This window comes from Massilia sp. IC2-278 (genome assembly GCF_020708045.1).
GTDB lineage: Bacteria > Pseudomonadota > Gammaproteobacteria > Burkholderiales > Burkholderiaceae_D > Telluria.
In genome coordinates, this window is the sequence record NZ_JAJFES010000001.1 from 501,388 (window position 1) to 526,458 (window position 25,071).

The 25,071-nt window shown below is 63.3% G+C and carries 19 protein-coding genes; 7 read left to right on the plus strand and 12 right to left on the minus strand.

All coding sequences use genetic code 11. From position 1 onward, the window contains the following. Window positions 1-65 precede the first annotated feature (65 nt). From LK540_RS02255 to LK540_RS02270, 4 genes are all read right to left on the minus strand, one after another. Window positions 66-344, minus strand: coding sequence for a hypothetical protein (locus LK540_RS02255; RefSeq protein WP_229435401.1), 279 nt, complete (start codon window positions 342-344; stop codon window positions 66-68). 126 nt (window positions 345-470) lie between these two features. Further along, window positions 471-2,312, minus strand: a complete 1,842-nt coding sequence (locus tag LK540_RS02260; RefSeq protein WP_229435402.1) for a bifunctional diguanylate cyclase/phosphodiesterase — start codon at window positions 2,310-2,312, stop codon at window positions 471-473. After that, window positions 2,275-3,651, minus strand: coding sequence for a diguanylate cyclase (locus LK540_RS02265; RefSeq protein ID WP_229435403.1), 1,377 nt, complete (start codon window positions 3,649-3,651; stop codon window positions 2,275-2,277). Before LK540_RS02265 ends, LK540_RS02260 begins: the two co-directional genes overlap by 38 nt. Beyond that, the gene (locus tag LK540_RS02270) at window positions 3,651-4,037 is read right to left on the minus strand and encodes a PAS domain-containing protein (protein WP_229435404.1); all 387 of its coding nucleotides are present in this window, start codon (window positions 4,035-4,037) and stop codon (window positions 3,651-3,653) included. Before LK540_RS02270 ends, LK540_RS02265 begins: the two co-directional genes overlap by 1 nt. Here LK540_RS02270 and LK540_RS02275 point away from each other — a divergent pair. Together LK540_RS02275 and LK540_RS02280 are read left to right on the plus strand one after the other, a co-directional pair. Continuing rightward, the gene (locus tag LK540_RS02275; protein ID WP_229435405.1) at window positions 4,036-5,451 is read left to right on the plus strand and encodes an AMP-binding protein; all 1,416 of its coding nucleotides are present in this window, start codon (window positions 4,036-4,038) and stop codon (window positions 5,449-5,451) included. The two genes, LK540_RS02270 and LK540_RS02275, sit on opposite strands and share 2 nt — an antisense overlap. 144 nt (window positions 5,452-5,595) lie before the next feature. Beyond that, a complete protein-coding gene (locus LK540_RS02280) occupies window positions 5,596-6,939 on the plus strand; it encodes a hypothetical protein (RefSeq protein WP_229435406.1) in 1,344 nt (447 codons plus the stop codon). A gap of 37 nt (window positions 6,940-6,976) precedes the next feature. Here LK540_RS02280 and LK540_RS02285 read toward each other — a convergent pair whose 3' ends face one another. Together LK540_RS02285 and LK540_RS02290 are read right to left on the minus strand one after the other, a co-directional pair. After that, window positions 6,977-7,717, minus strand: a complete 741-nt coding sequence (locus tag LK540_RS02285) for a hypothetical protein (RefSeq protein WP_229435407.1) — start codon at window positions 7,715-7,717, stop codon at window positions 6,977-6,979. Window positions 7,718-7,766: 49 nt separating this feature from the next. Beyond that, window positions 7,767-10,148, minus strand: a complete 2,382-nt coding sequence (locus LK540_RS02290; protein WP_229435408.1) for a penicillin-binding protein 1A — start codon at window positions 10,146-10,148, stop codon at window positions 7,767-7,769. Between the two features lie 160 nt (window positions 10,149-10,308). Between LK540_RS02290 and LK540_RS02295 the strand changes: the two genes are divergently transcribed. Then, entirely contained in the window at window positions 10,309-12,570 is a 2,262-nt protein-coding gene (locus LK540_RS02295) for an OPT family oligopeptide transporter (RefSeq protein WP_229435409.1), read from the plus strand. 162 nt (window positions 12,571-12,732) lie between these two features. Here LK540_RS02295 and LK540_RS02300 read toward each other — a convergent pair whose 3' ends face one another. Continuing rightward, entirely contained in the window at window positions 12,733-13,656 is a 924-nt protein-coding gene (locus LK540_RS02300; RefSeq protein ID WP_229435410.1) for an NAD-dependent epimerase/dehydratase family protein, read from the minus strand. Window positions 13,657-13,761: 105 nt separating this feature from the next. Here LK540_RS02300 and LK540_RS02305 point away from each other — a divergent pair, with 105 nt between their 5' ends. Then, window positions 13,762-14,661 (plus strand): LysR substrate-binding domain-containing protein, encoded by a 900-nt coding sequence (locus tag LK540_RS02305; RefSeq protein WP_229435411.1) that lies wholly within the window; start codon window positions 13,762-13,764, stop codon window positions 14,659-14,661. Between the two features lie 51 nt (window positions 14,662-14,712). Here the strand turns inward: LK540_RS02305 and LK540_RS02310 are convergent, their stop codons facing one another. Then, window positions 14,713-16,218, minus strand: coding sequence for a peptide MFS transporter (locus LK540_RS02310; protein ID WP_229435412.1), 1,506 nt, complete (start codon window positions 16,216-16,218; stop codon window positions 14,713-14,715). A 254-nt stretch (window positions 16,219-16,472) separates the two neighbouring features. Here LK540_RS02310 and ppnN point away from each other — a divergent pair, with 254 nt between their 5' ends. Further along, a complete protein-coding gene (gene ppnN / locus LK540_RS02315) occupies window positions 16,473-17,843 on the plus strand; it encodes a nucleotide 5'-monophosphate nucleosidase PpnN (protein ID WP_229435413.1) in 1,371 nt (456 codons plus the stop codon). A 371-nt stretch (window positions 17,844-18,214) separates the two neighbouring features. Here ppnN and lysS read toward each other — a convergent pair whose 3' ends face one another. The 3 genes from lysS to prfB form a co-directional block, all read right to left on the minus strand. Then, complete coding sequence (lysS, locus tag LK540_RS02320; RefSeq protein WP_229435414.1) at window positions 18,215-19,759, minus strand: lysine--tRNA ligase; 1,545 nt, start codon at window positions 19,757-19,759, stop codon at window positions 18,215-18,217. Between the two features lie 21 nt (window positions 19,760-19,780). Then, window positions 19,781-20,443 carry an HAD family phosphatase gene (locus tag LK540_RS02325; protein ID WP_229435415.1) on the minus strand — a complete coding sequence of 221 codons (663 nt, stop codon included), beginning with the start codon at window positions 20,441-20,443 and terminating at the stop codon, window positions 19,781-19,783. After that, window positions 20,440-21,550 (minus strand): peptide chain release factor 2 gene (gene prfB / locus LK540_RS02330; protein WP_229435416.1). Its coding sequence is split into 2 segments (ribosomal slippage): window positions 20,440-21,468 and window positions 21,470-21,550, totalling 1,110 coding nucleotides; the frame shifts between segments, so codons are not numbered across the junction. The genes LK540_RS02325 and prfB overlap by 4 nt, the downstream gene beginning before the upstream one ends. 152 nt (window positions 21,551-21,702) lie before the next feature. On the opposite strand from prfB, the gene LK540_RS02335 reads away from it, so the two are divergent. Continuing rightward, window positions 21,703-23,724 (plus strand): bifunctional 2',3'-cyclic-nucleotide 2'-phosphodiesterase/3'-nucleotidase, encoded by a 2,022-nt coding sequence (locus tag LK540_RS02335; protein WP_229435417.1) that lies wholly within the window; start codon window positions 21,703-21,705, stop codon window positions 23,722-23,724. A gap of 2 nt (window positions 23,725-23,726) precedes the next feature. Further along, window positions 23,727-24,125, plus strand: coding sequence for a tetratricopeptide repeat protein (locus LK540_RS02340; RefSeq protein ID WP_267498663.1), 399 nt, complete (start codon window positions 23,727-23,729; stop codon window positions 24,123-24,125). A 194-nt stretch (window positions 24,126-24,319) separates the two neighbouring features. On the opposite strand, the gene LK540_RS02345 is transcribed toward LK540_RS02340, so the two are convergent. Next, on the minus strand, window positions 24,320-25,069 hold the full coding sequence (locus LK540_RS02345) for a GAF domain-containing protein (RefSeq protein WP_229435419.1): 750 nt from the start codon (window positions 25,067-25,069) through the stop codon (window positions 24,320-24,322). Window positions 25,070-25,071: the final 2 nt, after the last annotated feature.

Sequence of the window (25,071 nt, forward strand, 5' to 3'; positions counted from 1 at the left end):
GCGTCGCTGCAAACGGCGTGCCCGGCCCGGAGGCGATGCCGCGTTAACGCGGCGGCCGGGCGGGCTTAGCGGGTGCCGGTGCCGGTGGTGCTGCTGGTGCCGGTGCTGGCCGGGGTGGCGGTGCTGGTCGGCGTGGCCGAGGTGCCGGTCGAGGTATCGGTGCCGTTCATGCCGCTGCCCGAGGTGGTGCCCGACATGCCGGCGCCGGTGCTGCTGGAGCCGCTGCTCATGGTGCCCGACGAGCTGGTGCCCATCGACGAATCGGTGGTGCCGGTGGAGCTGCAGGCGGCCAGGCCAAGGCTCATCAGGCCGGCCAGCATGACACTGGTATAAGTGCGCTTCATGGTTATCCTCCGTTTTTGATTGAGGATTTCATGATGAGAGTGCCCTCTACAATTGGCTATAGGAACAAAGCGAGACCCGGTGTAGGAGATACCGGACACACTGCCGAGCTGCCCGGACGTAGCGTCTCAGGCCGCGTGGCGCTGCTTCAGCCAGTCCACCAGCGCCGGCGCCGGCAGCGGGCGGCTGTAGAAGTAACCCTGCCCCTTGGCGCAGTGCTGGGCGCGCACCGCCTGGGCCTGGGCCTCGGTTTCGATGCCTTCGGCCACGGTGTTCATGCCCAGGCTGCTGGCGACCTTGACGGTGGCTTCGATCAGCACCTGGTGGTGGTGGCTGGTGTCGGCCTTGCAGACGAAGGAGCGGTCGATCTTGACCGTGTCCACAGGCAGCAGGTGCAGGCTCGACAGCGAGGAATAGCCGGTGCCGAAGTCGTCCAGCGCGAGCTTGATGCCGAGCGCCTTCAGTTCGTGCAGGCGCAGCTGGGTCTGCTCGTCCTGGGCGGCCAGGCTTTCGGTCACTTCCAGCTGCAGGCTGGCCGCCGGCATGCCGGTCTGGGCCAGGATCGCCGCCACTTTCGCCGTCCAGTCGGGCTGGGCCAGCTGGGCGCGCGACAGGTTCACCGCCACCAGGCGCGGCGCGGCGGCGCCCAGCTCGCGCTGCCAGCGCATGAAGTCGGTACAGGCGCGCAGCAGCACGAAGTCGCCGATCTGGTCGATCAGGCCGCATTCCTCGGCCACGCCGATGAAGTCGAAAGGCGGCACCAGGCCGCGCACCGGATGCTGCCAGCGCACCAGCGCCTCGACCCCGGCCGAATGGTCGGTGCTGCCGTCCGGGTTCAGGCCGACCACCGGCTGGTACACGACGAACAGCTGTTCCTCGGCCAGCGCAGTGCGCAGCTGGGCCTCGATGTCGGCGCGGCGCGCGGCGCGTTCGCGCATGCTGGCCTCGAACACCACGTGGCGTGCGCCGCCGGCGCGCTTGGCCTCGACCATGGCGATGCTGGCGTCGCGCATCACGGCGTCGGCATCGGCCGCGAGTTCGTTCGACCCGCGCTCGGCGCCCTCGCTCCAGAACACGCCGATGCTGGCGCGGCAGGCCACCTCGCGCCCGGCCACCCGGTGCGGGCCGGCCAGGGCGTCGAGCAGGCGCGTTGCGGTACGCTCGGCCTCGTCGCGCTGGCGCAGGCCGTCGAGCAGGACCACGAATTCGTCGCCGCCCACGCGCGCCACCAGGTGGCCGCTGCCGGCGGCGGCATCGATGCGGCGCGCGCCCGGCGGCATGCCCCAGCCGCGTTCGGCCATCGCCGCCAGCAATTCGTCGGCCAGGGTCACCAGCAGCTGGTCGCCGAGGGCCTGGCCAAGAGTATCGTTGATCTGGCGGAAGCGGTCGAAGTTCAGGAACAGCAGCGCGAACTGGCCACCGCCAGCGCTGGTTTCGCCGCCGCCGGCCGCGGGGCGCTCCAGTATCGCCTGCAGCTGCTCGCGCACGGCGGCGCGGTTCGGCAGGCGCGTCAGGACATCGGTGCGGGCGGCGCTGCGCAGGCGCCGGCGCAGGGTTTCCTGCTCGCGCTGCATCTCCAGGGTGGCGTCGGTGATCACCGCCATCAGGCGCTGGGCGTCGAGTTTCAGGAGGCTGATCGACAGCACCTGGGGTGCGCCCGGTGCCGTGAATGCCTGCCCAAGCGGCAGGCGCAGCGCTTCGCAGACCACACCCGAGGGCTCGGCAAAGCCTTCGGCCAGCCGCTTCACCTGGGGCGCCACGTTGTCGAGCACCGCGAACAGGTTATCGAGACCGGCGTCGGTGGCGAGCGGCATCAGGAGGCTGGACGCCATCGGGTTGAGCATCTCGACCGCACCGGCGAGGTCGGTCTGCACCAGCCCGATGGGCGCGCGGTAGAGGAACTGGACGAGCGCCTCGTAGGCGTCGATGTTTTCAACCTGCATTGCGGCTTCGCTTTGGAATGTCTTCATTGTCGCTCAATCCGGAACTCCAGGAGGCCACGCAATTGCGCCCGCGGCCCTTGGCGAGGTACAGCGCCTGGTCGGCGCGCTTGATCAAATCGTCGATGCCGCGGTCGGCATCGCGCTCGCCTTCGGCGGAGGGCGCCAGCACCGCCACGCCGGCGCTGACAGTGTAGGCGATTTCGCCGGCATCGCTCGCCACCAGGCGTGTCGCCACCAGCGCGCGCAGGCGCTCGGCGCCCGCCAGCGCTTCTTCCTCGCCGGTGGAGGGCAGCAGCACGGCGAATTCCTCGCCGCCCAGGCGCGCCACGGTGTCGACGATGCGGAAGCTGTCGCGCAGGGCGTCGGCCAGGTCGACCAGCACGCGGTCGCCGGCCGGGTGGCCGTAGCGGTCGTTCACGTTCTTGAACATGTCGGCGTCGAACAGGACCAGTGCCAGCGGGCGCGGCGTGTGCGCGGCGCGGTCCAGTTCCAGTTCGGCGGCCTCGAAAAAGGCGCGCCGGTTCGCCAGGCCGGTGAGATGGTCGCAGAAGGCGGCCTGGCGCCGCTTCTCGCTGGCGGCGCGCTTGTCGCTGATGTCGCGCAGGATCAGGGCATAGGCGGGCGCCTGCGGATCGTCGAGGCCGAAGGCTTCGCGGTCGGGCAGCGGCGCGATCAGGGCGCTGGCCCAGAACTGGCTGGCGTCGGCGCGCAGGCGCAGGCCTTCGTCCAGGCTCCAGCCGTTGCGGTCGGCCTCGCGCAGGCGGTCGAGCAGGTGTTCGGGCGTCATCGCGCCGGGCGGATAGAACACGGAATACGGCGAGCCGATCACGTGTTCGCCGAAACCGGTGACGCGCGCGATGCTGTCGTTCCAGTCGACGATGCGCCCAAGGCGGTCGATCGAGACCAGGGCGTAGTCGCTGATGCGGGTCAGGATCGCGTTCAGCCAGGCGTCGCTCTGGCGCAGCTGGCGCTCGCGGCGCACCTCGGCGGTCACGTCCTGGATCACCGCCATGATGCGCGCCTCGTCGAGTTTCAGCAGGGTGAGCGAGAGGATCTGCGGCGCGCGCTCCCTGTGCTCGCCGGCGCGCAGGTGGATGTGCAGGCCCTCGAAGACCATGCCCTGCGCGCGCGGATACTGCGCGCACTGCAGGCGCAGATCGGGCGCCACGCCTTCGAGCGCGGCGAACAGGTTGGTCAGGCAGCCGTCGGGCGAGAGCGGCATCAGCAACTGCGCCGAGATCGGGTTGATCATCGCGATCTCGCCGTCGAGGCTGGCCTGCACCAGTCCAACCGGAGCCAGGTACAGGAACTGGATCAGGGCCTCGTGTTCGGCGCGCAGCTGCTCGGCGCTGTCGTCCCCCAGCATCACCGGCGCTGTACCAGCACGTAGCGGTTGGCGCCGCCGGCGCTTGCCAGCAGGCGCAGCTTGACCTTGATCGGTCGCATGCGCAGGGTCAGCACGTAGTCGATGGTGTCGTCCAGTTCGCTGTTCTGTTCCGCCGCGTCCTCGAAGCGCTGGGCCACCATGAAGTTGTTCAGGCAGGGCGCGACGTTGGTGAACAGCGGCTCGCCGATCACCCGCTGCGGCGACAACCCGGCCGCCTGCGACTCGACCGCGTTGTAGCGCTGGACGACGGTGTCGGCGTCGAAGCCGATCACGCCGAATTCCAGGGCGTCGAGCTGCTCCTGGCTGCTCGCGTCGAGCAGGTCGGCCAGGCCGGGCGTATCGAAGGATGGGGTGGCGATGGTCATGATGGACGGGCTCCGGGTGGGATCGACAAGGGAAATTGTCATAATTGACGTTAGGAAACGGATGTTGGCAGTGTTCAGCAATTGTGTCAATTGTGCGCGCTATTGTCTTTACAATTGTCGGCTAGCGATTGACATATGTTGTAGCTGGCTGGCACCATCGCCAACTTTAATTGCCGAGATGGAAACAATGGAGCAGTGTGCACCGCGTCGGGACTGGTGGCAAGAAGAATCGGCGCTGCGCCGCGTCGTGGGCGACCTGGTGGCGGCCGAGCTGGCGCTGGCGCGGCCGGGGCGAGCCTTGCCGGCCTTGCCCTGGCCGGAGGAGACCGACCTGGCGGCCGATCTCGGCGCCGATTCGCTCGACCTGATGGGCGCGGCCACCGCGCTCGGCGACCTGCTCCAGTTCGGGCAGGCCGGCATGCAGGATGCGCTGCTGGGCCGGCCGCGGCTGGCGGACTGGGTGGGTGCGGCGCGCGCCAGCCTGGCCGGGTTCGATGCCCAGCTCGTGTTTCGCACCTCGGGCAGCTCGGGCATGCCGAAGCGCTGCACGCACAGCCTGGCCGTGCTGTGGCGCGAGGTCGACGAGCTGGCGCGGGTGCTGCTCGGGCGGCGGCGCGTGCTGGGCGCGGTGCCGGCGCACCATATTTATGGCTTCCTGTTCACGGTGCTGTTGCCGCAGGCAGGAGCCGGGGCGCTGCCGGTGCTGGACCTGCGCGGCATGTCGCCCGTGGCGCTGGCAGGGCTGGTGCAGCCGGGCGACCTGGTGGTGGCGCATCCGGATTACTGGCGCCAGGTGGCGGCGCTCGGCCTGGCGTTTCCGGCCGATGTGACCGGTGTATCGTCGACGGCGCCGTGCCCGGACGACGTCGCCCAGGCGCTGCATGCTGCCGGACTGCGGCTGGTGCAGGTATATGGCAGTTCGGAGACGGCAGGCGTCGGCTGGCGCGAGGCCGCCGGCGAGCCGTATCGCTTGTTACCCTACTGGCGCGCAGGGGACGCCGGCACGCTGGAACGCGCGGGCGAAGGCGGCGCAAGCGAACGCTTCGCGCTGCAAGACCGGCTCGACTGGCGCGACGGCCTGCATTTCCTGCCGGCCGGGCGCATTGATCAGGCGGTGCAGGTTGGTGGCACGAACGTGTTTCCAGTATATGTGGCGCAGGTGCTGGGAATGCATCCGGAGGTGGCTCAATGCCAAGTACGGCTGATGAGGCCGGACGAAGGTACTCGATTAAAAGCATTCGTGGTGCCTCAGAACCCAAATGTAGATATTCCAGCATTACGCTCGATACTAATTGAATGGATCGTAGCGCGATTAACGTCGGTAGAGCGTCCTGCAGCTTTTTCTTTTGGGCCAGTTCTGCCTTGCCAACCAAGCGGAAAATTAACAGACTGGATTATTGATGCCTGGGACTAGAACTGTGGGTCTGATTGTCTTGCGTAGTGAGGCCAAAAATTTGTTATCGAACTAATCGGATTAAATTGATTTGAGCTAAGCTGAGCGAATCATATTTAATTAATGAAATCCACAAAAAATCTCGTAGCGCTTTGGGGGAATAGAATGAGACCTGTTGCACCGTTTTGGCTTGCACAGCGCCATGGACAAACTTGGCGCGATGAGGAAATTCTTAACGCGATCAAATGGCTGACTTCGTTTGTAAAGCAAGCCGATTGGGATCGAAGGATTGAGAGAGTTCGGCGAACATTTTGCAGTGGTACAGAGAGCTGGCGTAAAGGTCTGCCAAGTGCTTTGTTTGATCCGTCTGATGCTGTTGCTTGGTATATTTTTCAATCAAATGCTTATGCCCAACAGCGCGACGAATGGTTTGAGCCCGAGTGCTTTCGTATCGCGCCTCTCTTCAAGCGTATAGGACAGATCTTGCCCGAGTTGCAGCAGGTTGTCGGTATCGAAGAGCGAGTAGCAAGGCTAATGAATACGGGCACTGCACAGCCAGATGATGGATTATTTGAGCTACTGGTTGCAGGTGCATATAAATGTCGGAACTGGAATATTGTTGAGTTCGTTCAGGAAAAACCAGGTCTAGCAAAAACTCACGATCTTATGGTTTCGTCAAGGCGCCGTCGCTGGGCTGTAGAGTGCAAACGAGTAAATCGGTCTGGATACGAGGCAGCGGAGTATCAGGATGGTTTGCGAGTTGCGAAACCTGTACACGAGATGTGTCGAATCAAGAACTCCTCGCTAATTGTTGAGGTCGGTTACCTAGTTGAGTTGTCTAAAGTTGACGAAAACTACTTGGTTGAGCGTGTCGAGGCCTTTTTGCTTAACAAAAAATTCGCTCGATGGTCTGATTCCACGGGTTATGGGCAAATACGGCCTGTTAATCGGTATCTCACGGATACTGTGTTGGCTCACGATAATGTCTTCTTTGGTTCAAGTCGAATGGTCGAGCTATTGGCCGGCCAATATTTGCCATATCTCGATCATAGCGTTGTCGCGAACTGGACTCCTGCTATAACGCGGCCACTTCATGCATCCGTGGTGAACCAAGCTAGTGTCGTAAGCTGGCTCAGCATGTCTATTAATGCAGCACAACGCAAGGCAAAGCATTTTAGATCGCTTGTCGCTAAAGCAGAGCAGCAACTTCCAGCGGACTGCCCAGGTGTTATACATGTAGGATATGAAGCCCGCGGTGGAAATTCTGTTGACGAGCTACGCCATGCGCTAAATGATAAAGAAATGAAAAATTTTGTCCCCGAATCCTCTAGGCTGCGCTGGGTGTACGGTAATTATCTAATGCCGGAACATACAAACAATCCAAATGAATCGAGTGCACTCTCTGAAACGACTGCGACTTATAAAATTGGTAAGCATACGATGAAAGCGCCACTTCCAAGTCATCTGCTCTTTGATTCTGGCATGGGGGAGCCTGGTACACATTGGTAACTGTTAATTGTGAACCAAAATCTTATTTAATTTAATGTTAAGGTGAGGCGTTGGCGCGTAAATAATCTGAGGCCGCACCATGCGGTAGATTCGCCAGTATATATTCAATGAAATCTCTCGCAGTGTTTACGGCCCATTTTCCGACTTCACTGTTGTCAATTAGTCCAAGCCAGCCTAGATTTTCGTCTATCTGATCTTGAGATATAAGACCTAACTCTATTAGTCGAATGATTGAGGCGGGCAGCCCATGTTGGCAAGCTGCTGAGTCGTCGCTCTTAATAGTAGCGTCCCCATCACGATGGATAACCGAATGTCTTAAGTCAAAGAGATCAATGATGGGTGATGGTAAATGTTCCCGCTGATTATCTTTTGTAAAATCGCTTGATTTGCGTTCTTCGTTATGCGCGCAACCTAGTAGCTGGTAAAAAAGATTTAAAGCGGGCTTGCGGTTAACATTTCCCTTATTATTTATTTTTATCTCAACAATTTGAAGGGCAGCCATTTCTTGATGGGTTAGTGGGAGGATTTTGGCTGTATGAGGTTTTGGTTGGTTAAATATTAGCGCAAGTTTGCTAATGGGGATATCCATTTCTTCTGCTAAGTTATGGCGTGTAGAATAAGTCAGTCGGATATCTCCGAGAAGCGATTCAACTGCAGTCACGCTAGCAATGACGCTGGCAATGCCCATGCCGGATTTGGCTAAATCGATTGCTGTTTGATAAAGATAAGGCGAGTGATAATGAATTCCTACAGTTTTTTTCATTTGTTCTTTAGTCACCGGGTAATCTTATGAATAGAGGTAGGTAGCGTATTGTTTGCGGCAATCTCTATCGTGCTGGCTCCGCCAGCGGATGGGCATTCTCGGCGCCAGACTCCGGCTGCATCACCTCTTCACCCTCCGACAGCCCGTCCGGATTCTCTTCACTCGCCTCCGGCGCCACGTCGATCCCGCGGAATTGCGGCAGTTCGGCAAACTCCGCGAACACCCAGTCGTCGTTGTCGCGCACGATGCCTTCCGGCTCGGGGCGCTCCTGGGGCGGGTGCTTGGCCAGCGCCACCTGCATGTAGTCGAGCCAGATGGGCAGGGCCAGCGTGGCGCCGAATTCGCGTCCGCCCAGCGAGCGCGGTTCGTCGTAGCCCATCCAGGCCACCGCGACGATGTTGCCGCCGTAGCCGGCGAACCAGCCGTCGATGGCGTCGCTGGTGGTGCCGGTCTTCCCCGCGATGTCCGCTCGCCCGAGGCGCTTGGTGGCGGCGGCGCCGGTGCCGTAGCGGGTGACGTCGCGCAGCATGCTGTCGGTGATCCAGGCGTTGCGGGCGTCGAGCACGCGCGCGGCTTCCTGGCGCGGGGCGGCGGGCTTGGCTTCCTGGATGATCTTGCCGTCGCCGTCGACGATCTTCGCGATCAGGTAGGGCTTGACCGCGAAGCCGCCGTTCGCGAACACGGCGTAGGCGCCGGCCATCTGCAGCGGCGTCACGGCGCCGGTACCCAGGGCCAACGTCAGGTTCTTCGGATGGCGCGCCAGGTCGAAGCCAAAGCGGCCGAGGAAGTCGTGAGCGTAGGGCACTTCGAGCGCGCGCAGCAGGCGCACGGTCGGCACGTTCTTCGAGTGGGCCAGCGAGTAGCGCATCGTGATCGGGCCGTCGAACACGTTGTCGTCGTTCTGCGGCGACCAGGTGGCGCCGGCGTTCTCGCCCGGCATGTCGAGTGCTTCGTCGAGGATCAGGGTGCCAGGCGAATAGCCCTTCTGCACCGCGGCCGAATACACGAAAGGCTTGATCGCGGAACCCGGCTGGCGCCAGGCCTGGGTCACGTGGTTGAACTTTTGCAGGTTGTAGTCGAAGCCGCCGACCAGGGCCTGGTAGGCGCCGCTGTCGGCGTCGATGGCGACGAAGGCCGCAGCCACCTGCGGCACCTGGCTGATGGCCCAGTCTTTGCCGTCCTTGCCCATGCGGCTGATGCGTACCACCGCGCCCGGCGCCAGGCGCACCGAGTCCTTGGCCTTGTCGGACAGGGCATTCGCGGCGAACTTCAGGCCGGCGCCTGTGATGTCGACCGTGTCGCCGTCGATCGTTTCTACCTTCACGCGCTTGCTTGAGACCTCCAGCACCACGGCCGGTTCCAGTCCATCGCTGGATGGGCGCTTCTGCAGCGCGTCGACGATCGCGTCTTCGCGTTCCTCGGCATCCGCTGGCAGGTCGATGCGCGCTTCAGGGCCACGATAACCGTGGCGCGCGTCGTAGGCCAGCACGTTGCGGCGCACCGATTCGTAGGCCGACTTCTGGTCGGCTTCGCGAATTGTGGTGGTCACGCGGATGCCGCGCGTATAGGCTTCTTCCTTGAACTGGGCATACACGGCCTGGCGCGCCAGTTCGGCCACGTACTCGGCGTGGGCGCCGAATTCCTGCGGACGCGAATGCACGCGCATCGGTTCCTTCAACGCTTTCGCATACTGGGCGTCGTCGATCTGCCCCAGGTCGTGCAGGCGGCGCAGCACCTGTTCCTGGCGCTGCTTCGCACGCTTCGGGTTCACGGCCGGGTTATTGCGGGCCGGGTTTTGCGGCAGGCCGGCCAGCATCGCGGTTTCAGCCACGCTCAGTTTATCGAGGTCCTTGCCGAAGTAGGCGCGCGCGGCGCTGGCAAAGCCGTAGGAACGCTGGCCCAGGTAGATCTGGTTCATGTACAGCTCGAGGATCTGGTCCTTGGTCAGCGCATCCTCGATCTTGTAGGCGAGGGCGATCTCGTTGATCTTCCGCGACAGCTTCTTTTCCTTCGAGAGGAAGAAGTTGCGCGCTACCTGCATCGTGATAGTGGAAGCGCCGCCGGAACCGAAGCCGCTGCGCAGGTTCGAGCCGACCGCGCGCGCGGCGCCCATCCAGTCGATGCCGCCGTGCTCGTAGAAGCGCGCGTCCTCGATGGCGAGTACCGCGTTCTTCATCATCGGCGGGATGTTCGCGATCGGCACGAAGTCGCGGTGCTCCTCGCCGAATTCGCCGATCAGGACATTGTCGGCGGTGTAGATGCGCAGCGGGATCTTCGGCTTGTAGTCAAGGACGGCGTCGATAGGCGGCACCTTCGGTACGATCGCGGTGAATACATACAGCACCACGCCGACGATGAAGACGACGATGGCGGCCAGGACGAAGAAGATGAAGCCGCGTTCGCGGCCCTTTGGAGCAGGCCGCAGGGGCCGGGTAGACTTGGTCAAAACGGTTCTCGCTTGCTGTGACTTTTGCTATTGAGCGCAACGTGGATGCGGTCTCGGTCGGCGCATTATAATCCGCTTTCTTTCGCCTCAAGCATGTGCCATAGTCTCGCCTCCAGGCCTGCGCCAGACTGGCCGGAACATCCAGAACACAAGGAACACGATGCCCTACGATCCCGCTCCTCCCGCCGTGAAGCCGTATATCCCGGCCACGGCGCAACTACCCGAAATGACCATCCGCGCCCTCGTCATGGGCGTGGTACTGGGCATGGTCTTCGGCGCCTCCTCGCTCTACCTGGTGCTGAAGGTCGGCCTGACCGTCAGCGCCTCGATCCCGGTGGCGGTGATCGCCATCACCCTGTTCGGCATGTTCAAGAAGATGGGCGGGCGCGAGTCCACCATCCTCGAGAACAGCATCACGCAGACCGCCGGTTCGGCCGGTGAGTCGCTGGCCTTCGGCCTCGGCGTGACCATGCCGGCGATTATGATCCTCGGCTTCGACCTCGAAATCTCGCGCGTGATGCTGGTCGGGATCCTGGGCGGCCTGCTCGGCATCCTGATGATGATCCCGATGCGCCGCACCATGATCGTCGACGCCCACCGCGAACTGAAATACCCGGAAGGCACGGCCTGCGCCGAAGTGCTGAAGGCCGCCGCCACCGACACCTCGCGCGAAGCGGCCGGTGAAGTGCGCGTCGAAGGTTCGGATGCGGCGCGCGACGCCAAGCGCCGCGCCGCCATCATCTTCGGCGGCTTCGGCCTGGGCCTCCTGTACAAGGTGGCGAACGTCTCGCTCAAGGGCTGGAAGGACGTCGCCAACTTCGAGTTCGGCGCGCCGCTGAAGGCCGGTTCGGCCGGCGCCGAGCTGTCGCCGGAACTGGTGGGCGTGGGCTACATCATCGGCCCGCGCATCGCGTTCACGATGGCGGCCGGCGGCGTGCTGTCTTACCTGATGCTGATCCCGATGATTAAGTTCTTCGGCGAGCTGCTGACGGTGCCGCTGTCGCCGGCGACGATGCTCATCAAGGACATGTCGCCGGACGACATCCGCGACGCCTACGTGCTGTACATCGGCGCCGGCGCCGTGGCGGCAGGCGGCCTGATCTCGCTGGTGCGTTCGCTGCCGTCGATCTGGAATGGCCTGAAGGGCGGCCTGGCCGGCATGGGTAAGAATAAGGCCAGCACGCCGAACGCCGGCCTGCGCACCGACCAGGACATCTCCTTCAAATGGGTGGCGATCGGCTGCCTGGCGATTATCGCCATCATCACTTTCGCCACGCCGCTGCACATGAACCTGCTGGGCGCGCTGCTGATCCTGGTGTTCGGCTTCCTGTTCGCCACCGTGTCCTCGCGCCTGACCGGCGAAGTCGGTTCCTCGTCGAACCCGATTTCCGGCATGGCCGTGGCCACGCTGCTGTTTACCTGCCTGATCTTCCTGCTGATGGGCTGGACCGGCGGCCGTTACTACGTGACCGCGCTGTCGGTCGGCGCCATCGTCTGCATCGCCGCGAGTAACGCCGGCACCACCTCGCAGGACTTGAAGACCGGCTTCCTGGTCGGCTCGACGCCGCGCCTGCAGCAGTACGCGATCCTGTGCGGCGCTTTTGCCTCGGCGCTGATCCTGGGGCCGATTTTGCTGAAGCTGAACGATGCCGGCACCGTGTACGTGCCGGCGGCCCAGGTGGCGCCTGGCGTCACGGTCGATGTGACCAAGCTGACCGAGACCGCGCAGCTGCAAGGCCCGCAAGCCGAGAGCGACAGCAAGACGTATAAAGTCTGGCGCAAGACGGATACCGTGGGCGGGCCGGAAGGCAAGTACCTGGTGGCCGACGACGGCAAGCTGGCATACCTGGTCGACCCGGGTATCAATGGTCACTACCACCAGCGCCCGGACGGTACGGAGGTCAAGAAGTACGATGCGCCGAAGGCGGTGCTAATGTCCTACATCATCAAGGGTATCCTCGACCAGCAACTGCCGTGGACGCTGGTGCTGTTCGGCGTGATGATCTCGGTGGTGCTGGAACTGGCCGGCATCCAGGCGCTGGCGTTCTCGGTGGGCGTGTATTTGCCGCTGGTGTCGACGCTGCCGATCGCCGTCGGTGGCGCGGTGCGCTGGGTGGCGGACCGCCGCAACAACAAGCTGCCGCAGTACGCCAAGCTCAATGACGAAGAGCGCCAGGCCGCGGGCGACCGCAGCTCGGGCACCTTGCTGGCCTCGGGCTATATCGCCGGCGGCGCGCTGGCCGGCATCGTGATTGCGATCACGGCGGGCGTGATGACCAACTTCGACAGCATGATGGCGAAGTGGGCGGAAGGGTCGAATCCCTTCTTTGCGGGGGTGAATGCGGACTTGCTGTCCTTGATACCGTATGCGGCGATCGTGCTGCTGCTGTACTGGGTGGCGCGCGAAAAGGCGCAGAAGTAAAGAGAACGGGCGCTGGTGGCGCCCGTTTTCATTGGTACTGCATGCGTCGCCTGGTCACTAACGATGAGACAGCGTGGACACAGGTGTCCACCCTACGAAACCCCGCAGTTGTAGGGTGGACTCCCGAGTCCACGCTGTCTCATCGCATGCGTTGACGCGCCTTCAAACAAACGCCAGATCGTGCGTCCGAATCACATCATCCAGCCACGCGTCCGTATGGCTGAACCGATATCCCAACTCCAGCGCACGCGACGTATCCAGCACCATCGGCGTGCTGAAGTCAAAAGGCGACAACACTCCCGGCGCTGTCGCCTCGTTCACGCGCGTAAAGCGCGCCGATGCATCCAGCGCCTCCGCCACCCGCCCGAACAACGCATGCGCCGACAGCGGCCCGCCCGACGCCGCATTCACCGGCCCCGTGAAGCTTTCGCCACCCACCCAGTCCAGGAAGGCCGCCGCCTCCTGCGTCCCCAGGAATGACACCGCCGCCCCCGCATGCGCATACGGCAGCGCCGCACCCGTGCGCAGCAGATCGACGTAATACGCCAGCCGCCCCGTGAATTCCTCCGGCCCGCCCAGCACGTGGGCCAGGCGCGCCGTCACCAGCGGCAGCGAGCCGTCGCGGTAGAGGTAAGCCTCGGCCTGCACCTTGCCCGCCACGTAGCTTTCCACCGCCAGCTTCGGATCGTGCCAGGGATAGCCGGTGTCGATGGCCTGCGCCAGCACGGGCAGGTCGTCCTCGCATAGCAATGAGCCGCGCGGCCGGATGCCGCGGTACACGTCGATCGTCGAGGTCATCACATAACGCCCGACCTTGCCCGCAAAGCTGCGTACGGCGATCGCCGCATCCAGCGGGCTGTAGCACATCTGGTCGAAGACCACGTCGTAGCGCTTTCCGGCAAAGGCGGCGCGCATCGCGGCTTCGCTGCGGCGGTCGACGCGGATGCGCTCGATGCGGCTTCCGAAAGGATCCGGCGCATAGCCGCGGGTGGCGATCGTCACGCGGTGGCCGGCGCGCAGCAGGCGCTGCACCAGCAGCTTGCCGAAATAGCGGGTCCCGCCGATCACCAATAGTTCCTTCTGCATGGCTTCTCCTTGACGAATCGGATATATTTTGTGCTCAGCAGCAAAAACCGGCAAACAAGAAAAATCGGGCACTATGAACAAGAAAAATTTAATCTGGGCGGCGCCATGAAGCCGCTGCGCAGCCTGTCGGGACTCATCGATTTCGAGTGCGCGGCGCGCTGGGGCAGCTTCAAGCTGGCCGCGCGCGAGCTGCACAAGACGCCGGCCGCGGTCAGTTTGCAGGTCAAGCAGCTGGAAGAGACGGTCGGCTTTCCGCTGTTCGTGCGCCACCCGCGCCATATCTCGCTCACTGCAAAAGGCGAGGAGCTGGCGATTGCCATCGGCCGCATGCTGGGCGACCTGCGCGCCAAGGTCGGCGCCCTGCAGCGCGGCGACGAGGAATCGGTGCTGCGCATCTCGACCACGCATTCGTTCGCCATCAAATGGCTGGTGCCGCGCATGCACCGCTTCACCAAGCTGTATCCCGAGCTCGACATGCGCATCGACTCCAACGATGCGCCGGTGGACCTGGAAGCCGACACCACCGACGTCGCCATCCGCTACGGACAGGTGCGCGACGGCGACCCGGCGCTGCTGTTCCGCGAGCGCCTGGTGCCGGTGTACAGCCCGGAATTGCTGAAGGAGGGCGAGCCCGGGCTGACCCTGGCCGACCTGGCGCGCCAGCCGCTCCTGTGCGAAAAGTCGCCCGAATCCTGGCTGCAGCTGCTCAACGAAAACCGCGCCCTGAAGGGCAAGTACGATTTCTCGCGCGGCTACAGCCACTGGGGCGTGCTGGTGCAGGCAGCCGTGGCGGGGCAGGGCGTGGCCCTGGTGCCCTACGGGATCGCCTGCCAGGACATCGCCTCCGGCGCACTGCGCCAGATTCCCTGCCGCAGCGCGCCTTTCGACATGGGCTACCGCTTCCTGGCGAATCCGCACAAGGAAAGCATGCGCAAGGTACAGCGCTTCCGCGACTGGATGGTGAGCGAGATGGAGGCAATGCGGCGCGAACTGGATGAAGAATAAAAAAACGGCAGCCCGCAGGCTGCCGTTTTTCATTGAAGCTTGATGATGCGCTTACTTCACGCCGTGCATCAGCTTCTGGATCAGCGGTGCGATCAGGAACAGCAGCACGCCGCCGCCCACCAGCGACCAGAAGCCGAAGGTGTAGCCGTCGAGCGCCGAAACGATCGACATGCCCGATTCGCCCGAGACGTGCGAAGCGAAGATGCCCGACAGGTTGTTGCCGATACCGGTCGACAGGAACCAGCCGCCCATGCCCAGGCCGACCAGGCGTACCGGGGCCAGCTTGGTGACCATCGACAGGCCGATCGGCGACAGGCACAGCTCACCGATCGACTGGATCACGTAGACCATGAACAGGGTCCAGAACGGGATCTTGTTGTCGGCGTCGACCAGCACGGACAGCGCATACATCAGCAGGCCGAAGGCCAGACCGTTGAAGATCAGGCCGAGGCCGAACTTGCGTGGGATCGACGGATTCGCGTTGCGCTTGCCGAGCATGACCCAGATGGCGGCGATGATCGGTGCGCAGGCGATGATGGCGACCGAGTTCACGCTCTGGAACCAGGCGACCGGGAAGACCCAGCCGTTCAGGTCGCGGTCGACGATTTTATCGGCCAGGAAGGTGAACGAGCTGCCCGCCTGTTCGAAGAACATCCAGAACAGGATGTTGAAGGCGAAGATGATCATCATGGCGATGGTCTTGTCGCGCGCGACCTTACCGTTGCGGATACCTTCGACCATCAGCATCAGCGCCAGGGCGATGAACAGCACGGTGAGGATCACCTGCAGGGTGCCGGCGCCGAGCTTCAGCAGGAAGTACACGCCCGGGATGACGATGATGCTGCCGACGACGACGGCGATCGAACGGCCATAGCCTTGCGCGTTGGCGTCGGGTGCGCCGATGCCGGCCAGGGTCTTGCGGCCGATGTAGAACCACACGAGGCTGATCAGCATGCCGATGCCGGATGCGAAGAACACGACCTTGTAGGCCGGGGTGTCCGGGTTGCCGAATTGCTGGGCCAGTACCTGGGTCAGGATCGGCGCGATGAAGGCGCCGGTGTTGATGCCCATGTAGAAGATGGTGAAGCCCGAATCGCGGCGGGTATCGTTCAGAGCATACAGCTTGCCGACCATGGTCGAGATGTTCGGCTTGAACATGCCGTTGCCGACGATGATGGTGGCGAGACCGAGCTTGAACACGTCTTCGCTCGGTATCGTGATCATGAACAGGCCGGCCGCCATGAAGACGGCGCCGATCAGGATCGATCGTTGATAACCGATGACGCGGTCGGCGATCAGGCCGCCGAAGACGGCGCCGGCATACACCAGCGCGAGGTAGGAACCGTAGGTCAGGTTGGCGCTCGCCTGGCCGACGGCGCTGCCCTCATAGAATTGGGCGACGATGTAGAGCACCAGGGCCCAACGGATGCCGTAGAAAGCGAAGCGTTCCCAGAATTCGGTCATGAACAGCATCCACAGCGGTGCTGGGTGGCCCATGATTTGTTTGAACTCTGGAATCGCGACCTTGTCGGCGGGTGTAGCAGCTGCACCGCTCATGCGGTTCCTCCCGAAATAGTTTTTAAAAAGCTCTCGTGTCGGAAGGCCTTGACGATCCAGCCTTCCAATCCGCTCGCATTTTAGTGGAAATTGCAGAGCACAAGAAAATTATTTGCCATTGTGGTAAACACGCGCGTGCATGGTGCAGCGCCGCACAAACAGGGCGCAAGGAAGCAGGCATCCTGTGCGCCTTTGTCGTATATTGGTGAAACAGCATTCGCTGTCATAAGAGTCCAGGAAAAAGGAAGACCAGCATGAACTATGAAGTCGTCGATACCCTGATTTCTCCGGAAGGCCGGCTGGAAGTGTTGTCCAAGGCCGAAGTGGCCAAGCTGCTCGACACCAGCCAGGGCGGCCTGTATTCCGTGTTCCGCAAATGCGCGCTCGCGGTCCTGAACTGCGGCAGTTCCATCGACGATGGCAAGGAACTGCTGGAGCGCTACAGCAGCTTCGATATCAGCATCATCCAGCGCGAGCGCGGCATCAAGCTCGATATCCGCGGCGCGCCGGCCATCGCTTTCGTCGACGGCAAGATGATCAAGGGGATCCACGAACACCTGTTCGCCGTGCTGCGCGATATCGTGTTCGTGAATTTCGAAGTCACCGACAACCCGCGTTTCAATTTGTCGAAACCGGAAGGCATCACCGATGCCGTGTTCCACATCCTGCGCAACGCGAATGTGCTGCAGCCGCAGCGCAATCCGAACCTGGTGGTGTGCTGGGGCGGGCACTCGATCAACCGCGTCGAATACAACTATTCGAAGGAAGTCGGTTATGCGCTCGGTTTGCGCGAGCTCGATATCTGCACCGGCTGCGGCCCCGGTGCGATGAAAGGCCCGATGAAGGGCGCGAACATCGGCCACGCCAAGCAGCGCTTGCAGAACGGGCGCTATCTCGGCATTTCCGAGCCGGGCATCATTGCGGCGGAATCGCCGAACCCGATCGTGAACGACCTGATCATCATGCCGGACATTGAAAAGCGCCTGGAAGCGTTCGTGCGCGTGGGTCACGGGATTTGCGTGTTCCCGGGCGGCGCGGGCACGGCTGAAGAGATTCTCTACATTCTCGGCATCCTGCTGCATCCGGATAATGCCGAGATGCCGTTCCCGCTGATTTTCACCGGCCCGGCCACTGCGCGCGAATACTTCGAGCAGATCGACGGTTTCATCGCGCAGACCCTGGGTGACAAGGCCCGCTCGCGTTACAAGATCATTATCGACGATCCGGATGCTGTTGCACGCGAGATGGCGGCGGGGATCAAGCAGGTGCGTGAATTCCGCAAGGCAAAGAGCGACGCGTATTACTTCAACTGGCTCCTGAAAATCGACCAGGAATTCCAGCGCCCGTTCAAGCCGACCCACGAGAACATGCGCAATCTGTCGCTGCACAAGAATCAGGAAACGCATTTGCTGGCGGCGAACCTGCGCCGCGCGTTCTCGGGCGTGGTGGCGGGGAACGTGAAGGAAGAGGGGATTCGCGAGATCGAAAAGCACGGCAAGTACGAGATCCATGGCGACCCGGAGATCATGGGGCCGATGGATGCGCTGCTGGCGTCGTTCGTGGAGCAGAGCCGGATGAAGTTGCCGGGCAAGGCGTATGTGCCTTGCTACACCATCGTCCAGTAAGCCAAGGGGGAGGTGGACGGCGGGGCCGTCCATGTCGCCGTGCCGGAGCCCGCGGAATCCGTAGGGTGGGCACTCTGTGCCCACGCGGAACGATACGCCGTGTTGGTGCCGTTTCATGCGCCATCGTAGGCAGGTGGCGGTGCATCCAAAAGCGCCATGTTGGCGTCATCGCAGCCGCGAACGTTTCGGGGCGAATGGTCGCGGCAGCGGACTACGGACAGGCACGTAACCGCGTGGGCACGGCGTGCCCACCGTACGGTTGCAGCCAACAATGCGATCGAAGCCAACAATGCGATCGATGTCAGCGATGCATTCGCGATCAACAATGAAAAAGGGGCGCCGAGGCGCCCCTTGCTCATCCAATCAAACGATCAGTCTTCCTTGCGCAAATGCGGGAACAGCAGCACATCGCGGATGTTCGGCGAATCCGTCAAGATCATGATCAAACGGTCGATGCCGATGCCGCAGCCACCGGCCGGCGGCATGCCGTATTCCAGCGCACGGATGTAGTCGGCGTCGTAGTACATCGCTTCGTCGTCGCCGGCTTCCTTGGCTTCGACCTGCGACAGGAAGCGCGCGGCCTGGTCTTCCGGATCGTTCAGCTCGGAGAAGCCGTTGGCGATCTCGCGGCCCACCATGAACAGCTCGAAACGCTCGGTGATGCCGGCACGGGTGTCCGATGCACGGGCCAGCGGCGAGACTTCGACCGGGTAGTCGATGATGTAGGTCGGCTCCCACAGCTGCGCTTCGGCGGTTTCTTCGAACAGCGCCAGTTGCAGCGCGCCCAGGCCGGCGGTAGCGAAAGGCTTGACGCCGAACTTTTTCAGTTCGGCCTTGATGAACTCCGCGTCTTCCAGCTGCTCGGCGGTGTAGTCCGGCGCGTACTTGTTGATGGCCTGGACGATGGTCAGGCGCTGGAAAGGCTTCGACAGATCCAGCTCGCGGCCGCCGTAGGACAGCACGGCCGTGCCTTGCGCGTCGATCGCGGCCTGGCGGATCACGGCTTCGGTGAAGTCCATCAGCCAGGTGTAGTCGGTGTAGGCCGCGTAGAACTCCATCATCGTGAACTCGGGGTTGTGACGGATCGACACGCCCTCGTTACGGAAGTTGCGGTTCACCTCGAACACGCGATCAAAACCGCCGACGACCAGGCGCTTCAGGTACAGCTCCGGCGCGATACGCAGGAACATCTGCATGTCGAGCGCGTTGTGGTGGGTGATGAACGGTTTCGCCGCGGCGCCGCCCGGGATCGGGTGCAGCATCGGGGTCTCGACTTCCATGAAGCCGTTCTTTTCCATGAAGCGGCGCATCGACGACAGCGCGGCGGTACGCGCCTTGAAGGTGCGGCGCGTCTCTTCGTTCATGATCAAATCGACGTAACGCTGGCGATACTTGGTTTCCTGGTCGGCCAGGCCGTGGAACTTGTCCGGCAGCGGGCGCAGGGCCTTGGTCACCAGGCGCAGGTTCGTGACCTTGATGGTCAGTTCGTCGACCTTGGTCTTGAACAGCGTGCCCTCGACGCCCAGGATATCGCCCAGGTCATAGGTGCGGAAGGCTTCCATCGCCGCTTCGCCGGTGGCGTCCAGGGTCACGTAGATCTGGATACGGCCGTCGGCGCGCGCGCCCGAGGCGTCCTGCAGGGTCGCGAAAGCGGCCTTCTTGCCGGCTTCGCGTTTCAGCATCATGCGGCCGGCCAGCACCACGGGAACGGCTTTCTCTTCCAGCTCTTCGCGGCTCAAGCTACCGAACTGCTCGTGCAGCTCGGCGGCCTTGTGTTGCGGCTTGAAGTCGTTCGGGAAGGCGACGCCTTTTTCGCGGATCGCGGACAGCTTCACGCGGCGCTCGGCCATGATCTTGTTTTCGTCGGCCGCCGGCGTGGCCTGCGTCGTCGCGTTTTCTTGGTTTTCGGTGGTCATGTTGGTACTCGTTTGGTTGGATCAGGCGAACAGCTCGTCCAGCGACAGCTGCGAGAAGTCGGAGACGATCGTGATCACGTTGTCGAATTCGGTAAAGGCTTCGGCGGGCAGGGTGGTGGTCAGCACCACCGCGCGCATGCCGGCGCGGCGTGCCGCTTCCACGCCCAGCGGCGCGTCTTCGAAGACGATGCAGTCGGCGGGTTCGGCGCCGCAGCGCTTCGCTGCTTCGATGAACACGTCCGGGTGCGGCTTGCCGCGCGCGACATCGGTGGCGCCGACGATGGCGTCGAAATGGCGGCGCAGGTCCAGGCCGTCGAGCGTGAACTCGACATTGGCCGGCGGCGCGGCGGTGCCCACGGCCAGCGCGATGCCCTGCGACTTCGCATCCGCGATCAGGTCTTCGAAGCCCTCGACCGCCTTGCGGTGCGGTGCGTACAACTCGCGGTAGACCGCTTCCTTCTCGTGGTTGAGCAGCATCACTTCGTCGTCGAGCAGGTCGGCGCCGAAGTGCGAGCGGATGATCTCGCCGCCCTGGCGGCCGGCCGTCGCACGGAAGAAGGCGTCCGGATCGATGGCATGGCCGCGCCGTTCGAAGAAGGTGATCCACGACTTCGTATGGAAAGCCATGTTGTCGACGATGGTGCCGTCCATGTCGAAGATCAGCGCGCGCTTGGCGTGGCTCATGCGCCCACGCCCTGTTTCAGCGAAGCGGAGATGAAGTCGTCCAGGTCGCCGTCCAGCACGTTCTTGGTGTTGCCGGTCTCGAAGCCGGTACGCAAGTCCTTGATGCGCGACTGGTCGAGCACGTAGGAACGGATCTGGTGGCCCCAGCCGACGTCGGTCTTCGAGTCTTCCAGCTTCTGCTGCTCGCTCATGCGGTTGCGCAGTTCCAGTTCGTACAGCTTGGCGCGCAGCATGTCCCAGGCCTCGGCCTTGTTGCGGTGCTGCGAACGGTCGTTCTGGCACTGGACCACGATGCCCGACGGGCCGTGGGTCAGGCGCACCGCGGAGTCGGTCTTGTTGATGTGCTGGCCGCCCGCGCCGGATGCGCGGTAGGTATCGATGCGCACGTCGGCCGGGTTGATCTCGATTTCGATCGAGTCGTCGACTTCCGGGTACACGAACAGCGAGGTGAACGAGGTGTGGCGGCCGTTGGCCGAGTCGAACGGCGACTTGCGCACCAGGCGGTGCACGCCGGTCTCGGTGCGCAGGTGGCCATAGGCGTACTCGCCGTCGACCTTGATGGTGGCGGTCTTGATGCCCGCGACCTCGCCCTCGGACTGTTCCAGGATCTCGGCCTTGAAGCCCTTGCGTTCGCAGTAGCGCAGGTACTGGCGCAGCAGCATCGAGGCCCAGTCCTGGGCTTCGGTACCGCCGGCGCCGGCCTGGATGTCGATGAAGCAGTTCGCGTGGTCCATCGGGTTGCTGAACATGCGGCGAAATTCCATCGATTCGATGATCTTCTGGATGTCCTCGGCATCACCGCCGATCGCTTCGAGCGTATCGTGGTCGCCTTCTTCGCGCGCCATCTCGAACAGGTCGCCGGCATCGGCCAGGTCGGCCTTTGCTTTTTCAAGCGTCAGCACGACGGCTTCCAGCGCCTTTTTCTCTTTACCGAGATCCTGGGCCCGTTTCTGGTCGTTCCAGACGGTCGGATCTTCGAGTTCCTGGTTGACCTGTTCTAGTTTCTCTGACTTCCGATCGAAGTCAAAGATACCTCCGAAGTTCGGCTTCACGGCTGGTCAGGTCGTTCAGCAGGGCGGAGATGGCGTTGATGCGTTCAGCTTCCATGATCTTGGCGTGTAATTTGAGTTGAATCGAACCTTCGATTATACCCCAGGCCACGCGCATGGCGGCCAGCCACTACCCGCGTTTCGGCGCGTTTCTTGGCATGGATTGCGCCGCTGCCGTATCATCGCCCGGTTCCCAACCCGAAGATGCTCATGCGTTATCCAATTTCTTATCAATTCGCCATCGCGATTTTGCCCGCCTTGCCGGCGCTGGCGGCCGCTCCGGCCCTCGCCGCCAAGGACGCACCCAGGGGCGCCTCCACCGTCCTCGCCGTCCTCGAAACCACCGACCTGCACGCCACCGTGGTCGGCTACGATTACTTCAAGCTGGCCGAGGAGCCATCGATCGGCCTGGACCGCACCGCGACCCTGATCGCGCAGGCGCGCGGCGAGTACGCGAATACCGTCCTGTTCGACAACGGCGACACCATCCAGGGCACGGCGCTGGCCGACTACCAGGCGCTCGTCAATCCGGTGCGCTGCGACCAGACGCTCGGCATCTACAAGGTCATGAACGCGCTGAAGTACGACGGCGCCTCGATCGGCAACCACGAATTCAACTACGGCCTGGGCTTCCTCGGCCAGGTGACCGGCCAGCAGTTCAAGGTGCCCGGCATCGATCAGCCCAAGAAGTGCGCCGGCCCGGCCTTCCCGCAGGTGCTGGCGAACGTCTACAGCGTCAGCACGAAGAAGCCGCTGTTCGAGCCTTACCGCATCGTCGAGAAGGAAGTCGAAGCCAAGGATGCCAAGGGCCGCGCGATCAAGGCGAAAGTGAAAGTCGGGATCATCGGCTTCACGCCGCCGGCCATCATGTCCTGGGACAAGCGCTGGCTGGACGGCAAGGTGTACACCACCGGCGTGCGCGAAGCGGCCGAGAAGTACATCCCCGAGATGCGCCGCAAGGGCGCCGACGTCGTGGTCGTGATTTCGCACGGCGGCCTCGATGGCAGCCCCTACACGCCGGAGATGGAAAACGCCGGTTACTACCTGGCGCAGGTGCCGGGTGTGGACGTGATGCTGCTCGGGCACTCGCACCAATTGTTCCCGAACGCGGCCAGCACCGCGCCGCAGTTCAACCTGCCGAACGTCGACAAGGCGAAGGGCTTCGTGCACGGCGTGCCGACCGTGATGGCGAACTTGTGGGGCAAGCACCTGGGCGTGGTGGCGCTGACCCTGCGCGCCGACGGCAAGCGCTGGACGATCGACAAGACCCAAACCACCGTCGAGGCGCGCGCGGCCCAGAACGCGGATAAAACCTTCGTGACGCCGAGCGCCGAGGTGCAGGCGCTGATCCGCGAAGAGCATGAGGCGACCATCAAGTATGTGAAGACGCCGGTCGGCAGCAGCGACTTCCGCCTGACGACTTATTTCGTGGATGTGGGCGACCCGTCGGCGATCCAGGTGGTGAACCAGGCGCAGACTGCCTACGTGAAGAAGTACGTGGCCACCAACCTGCCGCAGTACGCGAAGCTGCCGGTGCTGTCGATGTCGGCGGCCTTCAAGAACGGCTTTGCCGGCGCCTTCGATTACACCGACGTCGCGGCCGGCCAGCTGGCGATGAACAACGCGGCGGACTTGTACCTGTACCCGAACGCGCTGCATGCGGTGAAGATCGACGGCCACGGCCTGAAGGCCTGGCTGGAAATGGCGGCGCGCCGTTTCAACACCATCGACCCTGCCAAGACGGAGCCGCAGGAGCTGGTGAATCCGAACTTCCCGAGCTATAACTTCGATACCGTCACCTCCGACGAGATCAGCTACGAGATCGACGTCACCCAGGCGCCGGGCCAGCGCGTGAAGAAGCTGATGCTGCGCGGCGCGCCGCTCGACCTGGCGCAGGAGTTCATCGTTGCGACCAACAACTACCGCGCCTCGGGCGGCGGCAACTTCCCCGGGCTCGATGGCAGCAAGACCATCTTTGCCTCGCCGGATACCAGCCGTGACGTCTTGATCAGCTATGTGCGCGATACGAAGCACCTGACGCGCAAGGCCAACGGCGCCGCGCGCAGCTGGCGTTTCGCGCCCGTGAAGACGGCAGGACCGGTGGTATTCCACACGGCGCCGGGCATGCTCGGCATCGCGCAGGAGGCCGGGCTGGATAACGTGAGTTTGCTGCAAGCCGACGATGGGCTGGGCAAGGGCTTCGCGTTGTACTCGGTGGACCTGTCGAAATGACGATGCGGGCGCTGGTGCTGGCTTGCGCATTGGTGTGCACATCCACGGCACATGCTGGCGCGGCGCCTGTCGACACAGCGCCTGATGCGAAAGCGGCCTATAGGCTCGCGCTCCAGGTGCGCAACGGCGATGGCGTGGCGCCTGACCCGGCCAGTGCGCGGCTGCTGTTGACCCAGGCGGCGGAGGGCGGCGTGCCGGCGGCGATGTTCGTGCTGTCGAACATGCTGGCGGCGGGCGAGGGTGGTCCGGCCGATGCGCAGGAGGCGCGGCGCTGGCTGGAGCTGGCGGGCGATCTGGGCTATCCCGAAGCCTTGCAGCAGCTGGCGATGCTGGAACCCGATCCGCGCAAGGCGGAACTGCTGATGCGCCAGGCGGCGCATGCGATGATGCATCGGAGGTAGGGTGGTTAGCTTCACCCTTGTCGGGTGATCGGTCGAAACCATTGCGCGGCCCACGCGTTCTACCAGCCGGTGCAAAGCCGGAGCGTAGTTTCATGCGTGGTTTGAACGCGTGGGCGGCACACACTGCAGTGTGAATGCAGTGCTCAAGGTGGAGCCGCCAACCTAACCGCGTGCACCGCCGCAAGCAGTGCTGCTTACTTCCCTTCGCGCCCGATCTCGGCGGCGGCAATCGCCGCCAGGTCGAGCAGCGCCTGCAGCTCGTTCGAGCGCAGCTTGCGCGGTTCGCGGTCGATCACGCACAGGGTGCCCATGGCATGGCCGTCCGGGTCGCGCAGGGGAACGCCGGCGTAGAAGCGGATGTGCGGGTCGGCCAGCACCAGCGGATTGCCACTGAAGCGCTCGTCCGAGGTCGCGTCTTCCACCACGAAGGGCTTGTCCTGCAGGATGGCATGCGAGCAGAAGGCCCACTCGCGCGGAGTCTGCTGGGGCGCCAGGCCGACGCGCGCCTTGAACCACTGGCGCTTGGTCGTCAACAGCGAAATCAGGGCGATCGGCGAATCGGTGGCCATCGAGGCCAGGCGCACGATGCGGTCGAAACGCTCTTCTTCCGGACTGTCGACCAGGCCGGAAGCGGCCAGCGCGGCCAGGCGCGCGTTTTCGTCGTCCCCGACCGGGAACGGCGCGCCGGGTTCGGCAATGTATTCAGGATCGTTGGGGGCGGGCGGCACGCGGCGGCCGGCGGCACCCGCTTCGTGGCCCCCGACCTTGTTCATCAAGGCCCGGATCAGGCTTTCGCGCGTACGGCGGTGGCCACCCGGGGTTTTCCATGATTCGATTGCGCCGCTTTCCATCCAGAGCTGGACGGTACTGGTAGCGACGCCCAACATGCGCGCGGCTGCGCTCGTCGTGAGGATAGGATCCTCTTCCGTATAGTTGCTGGTCATCA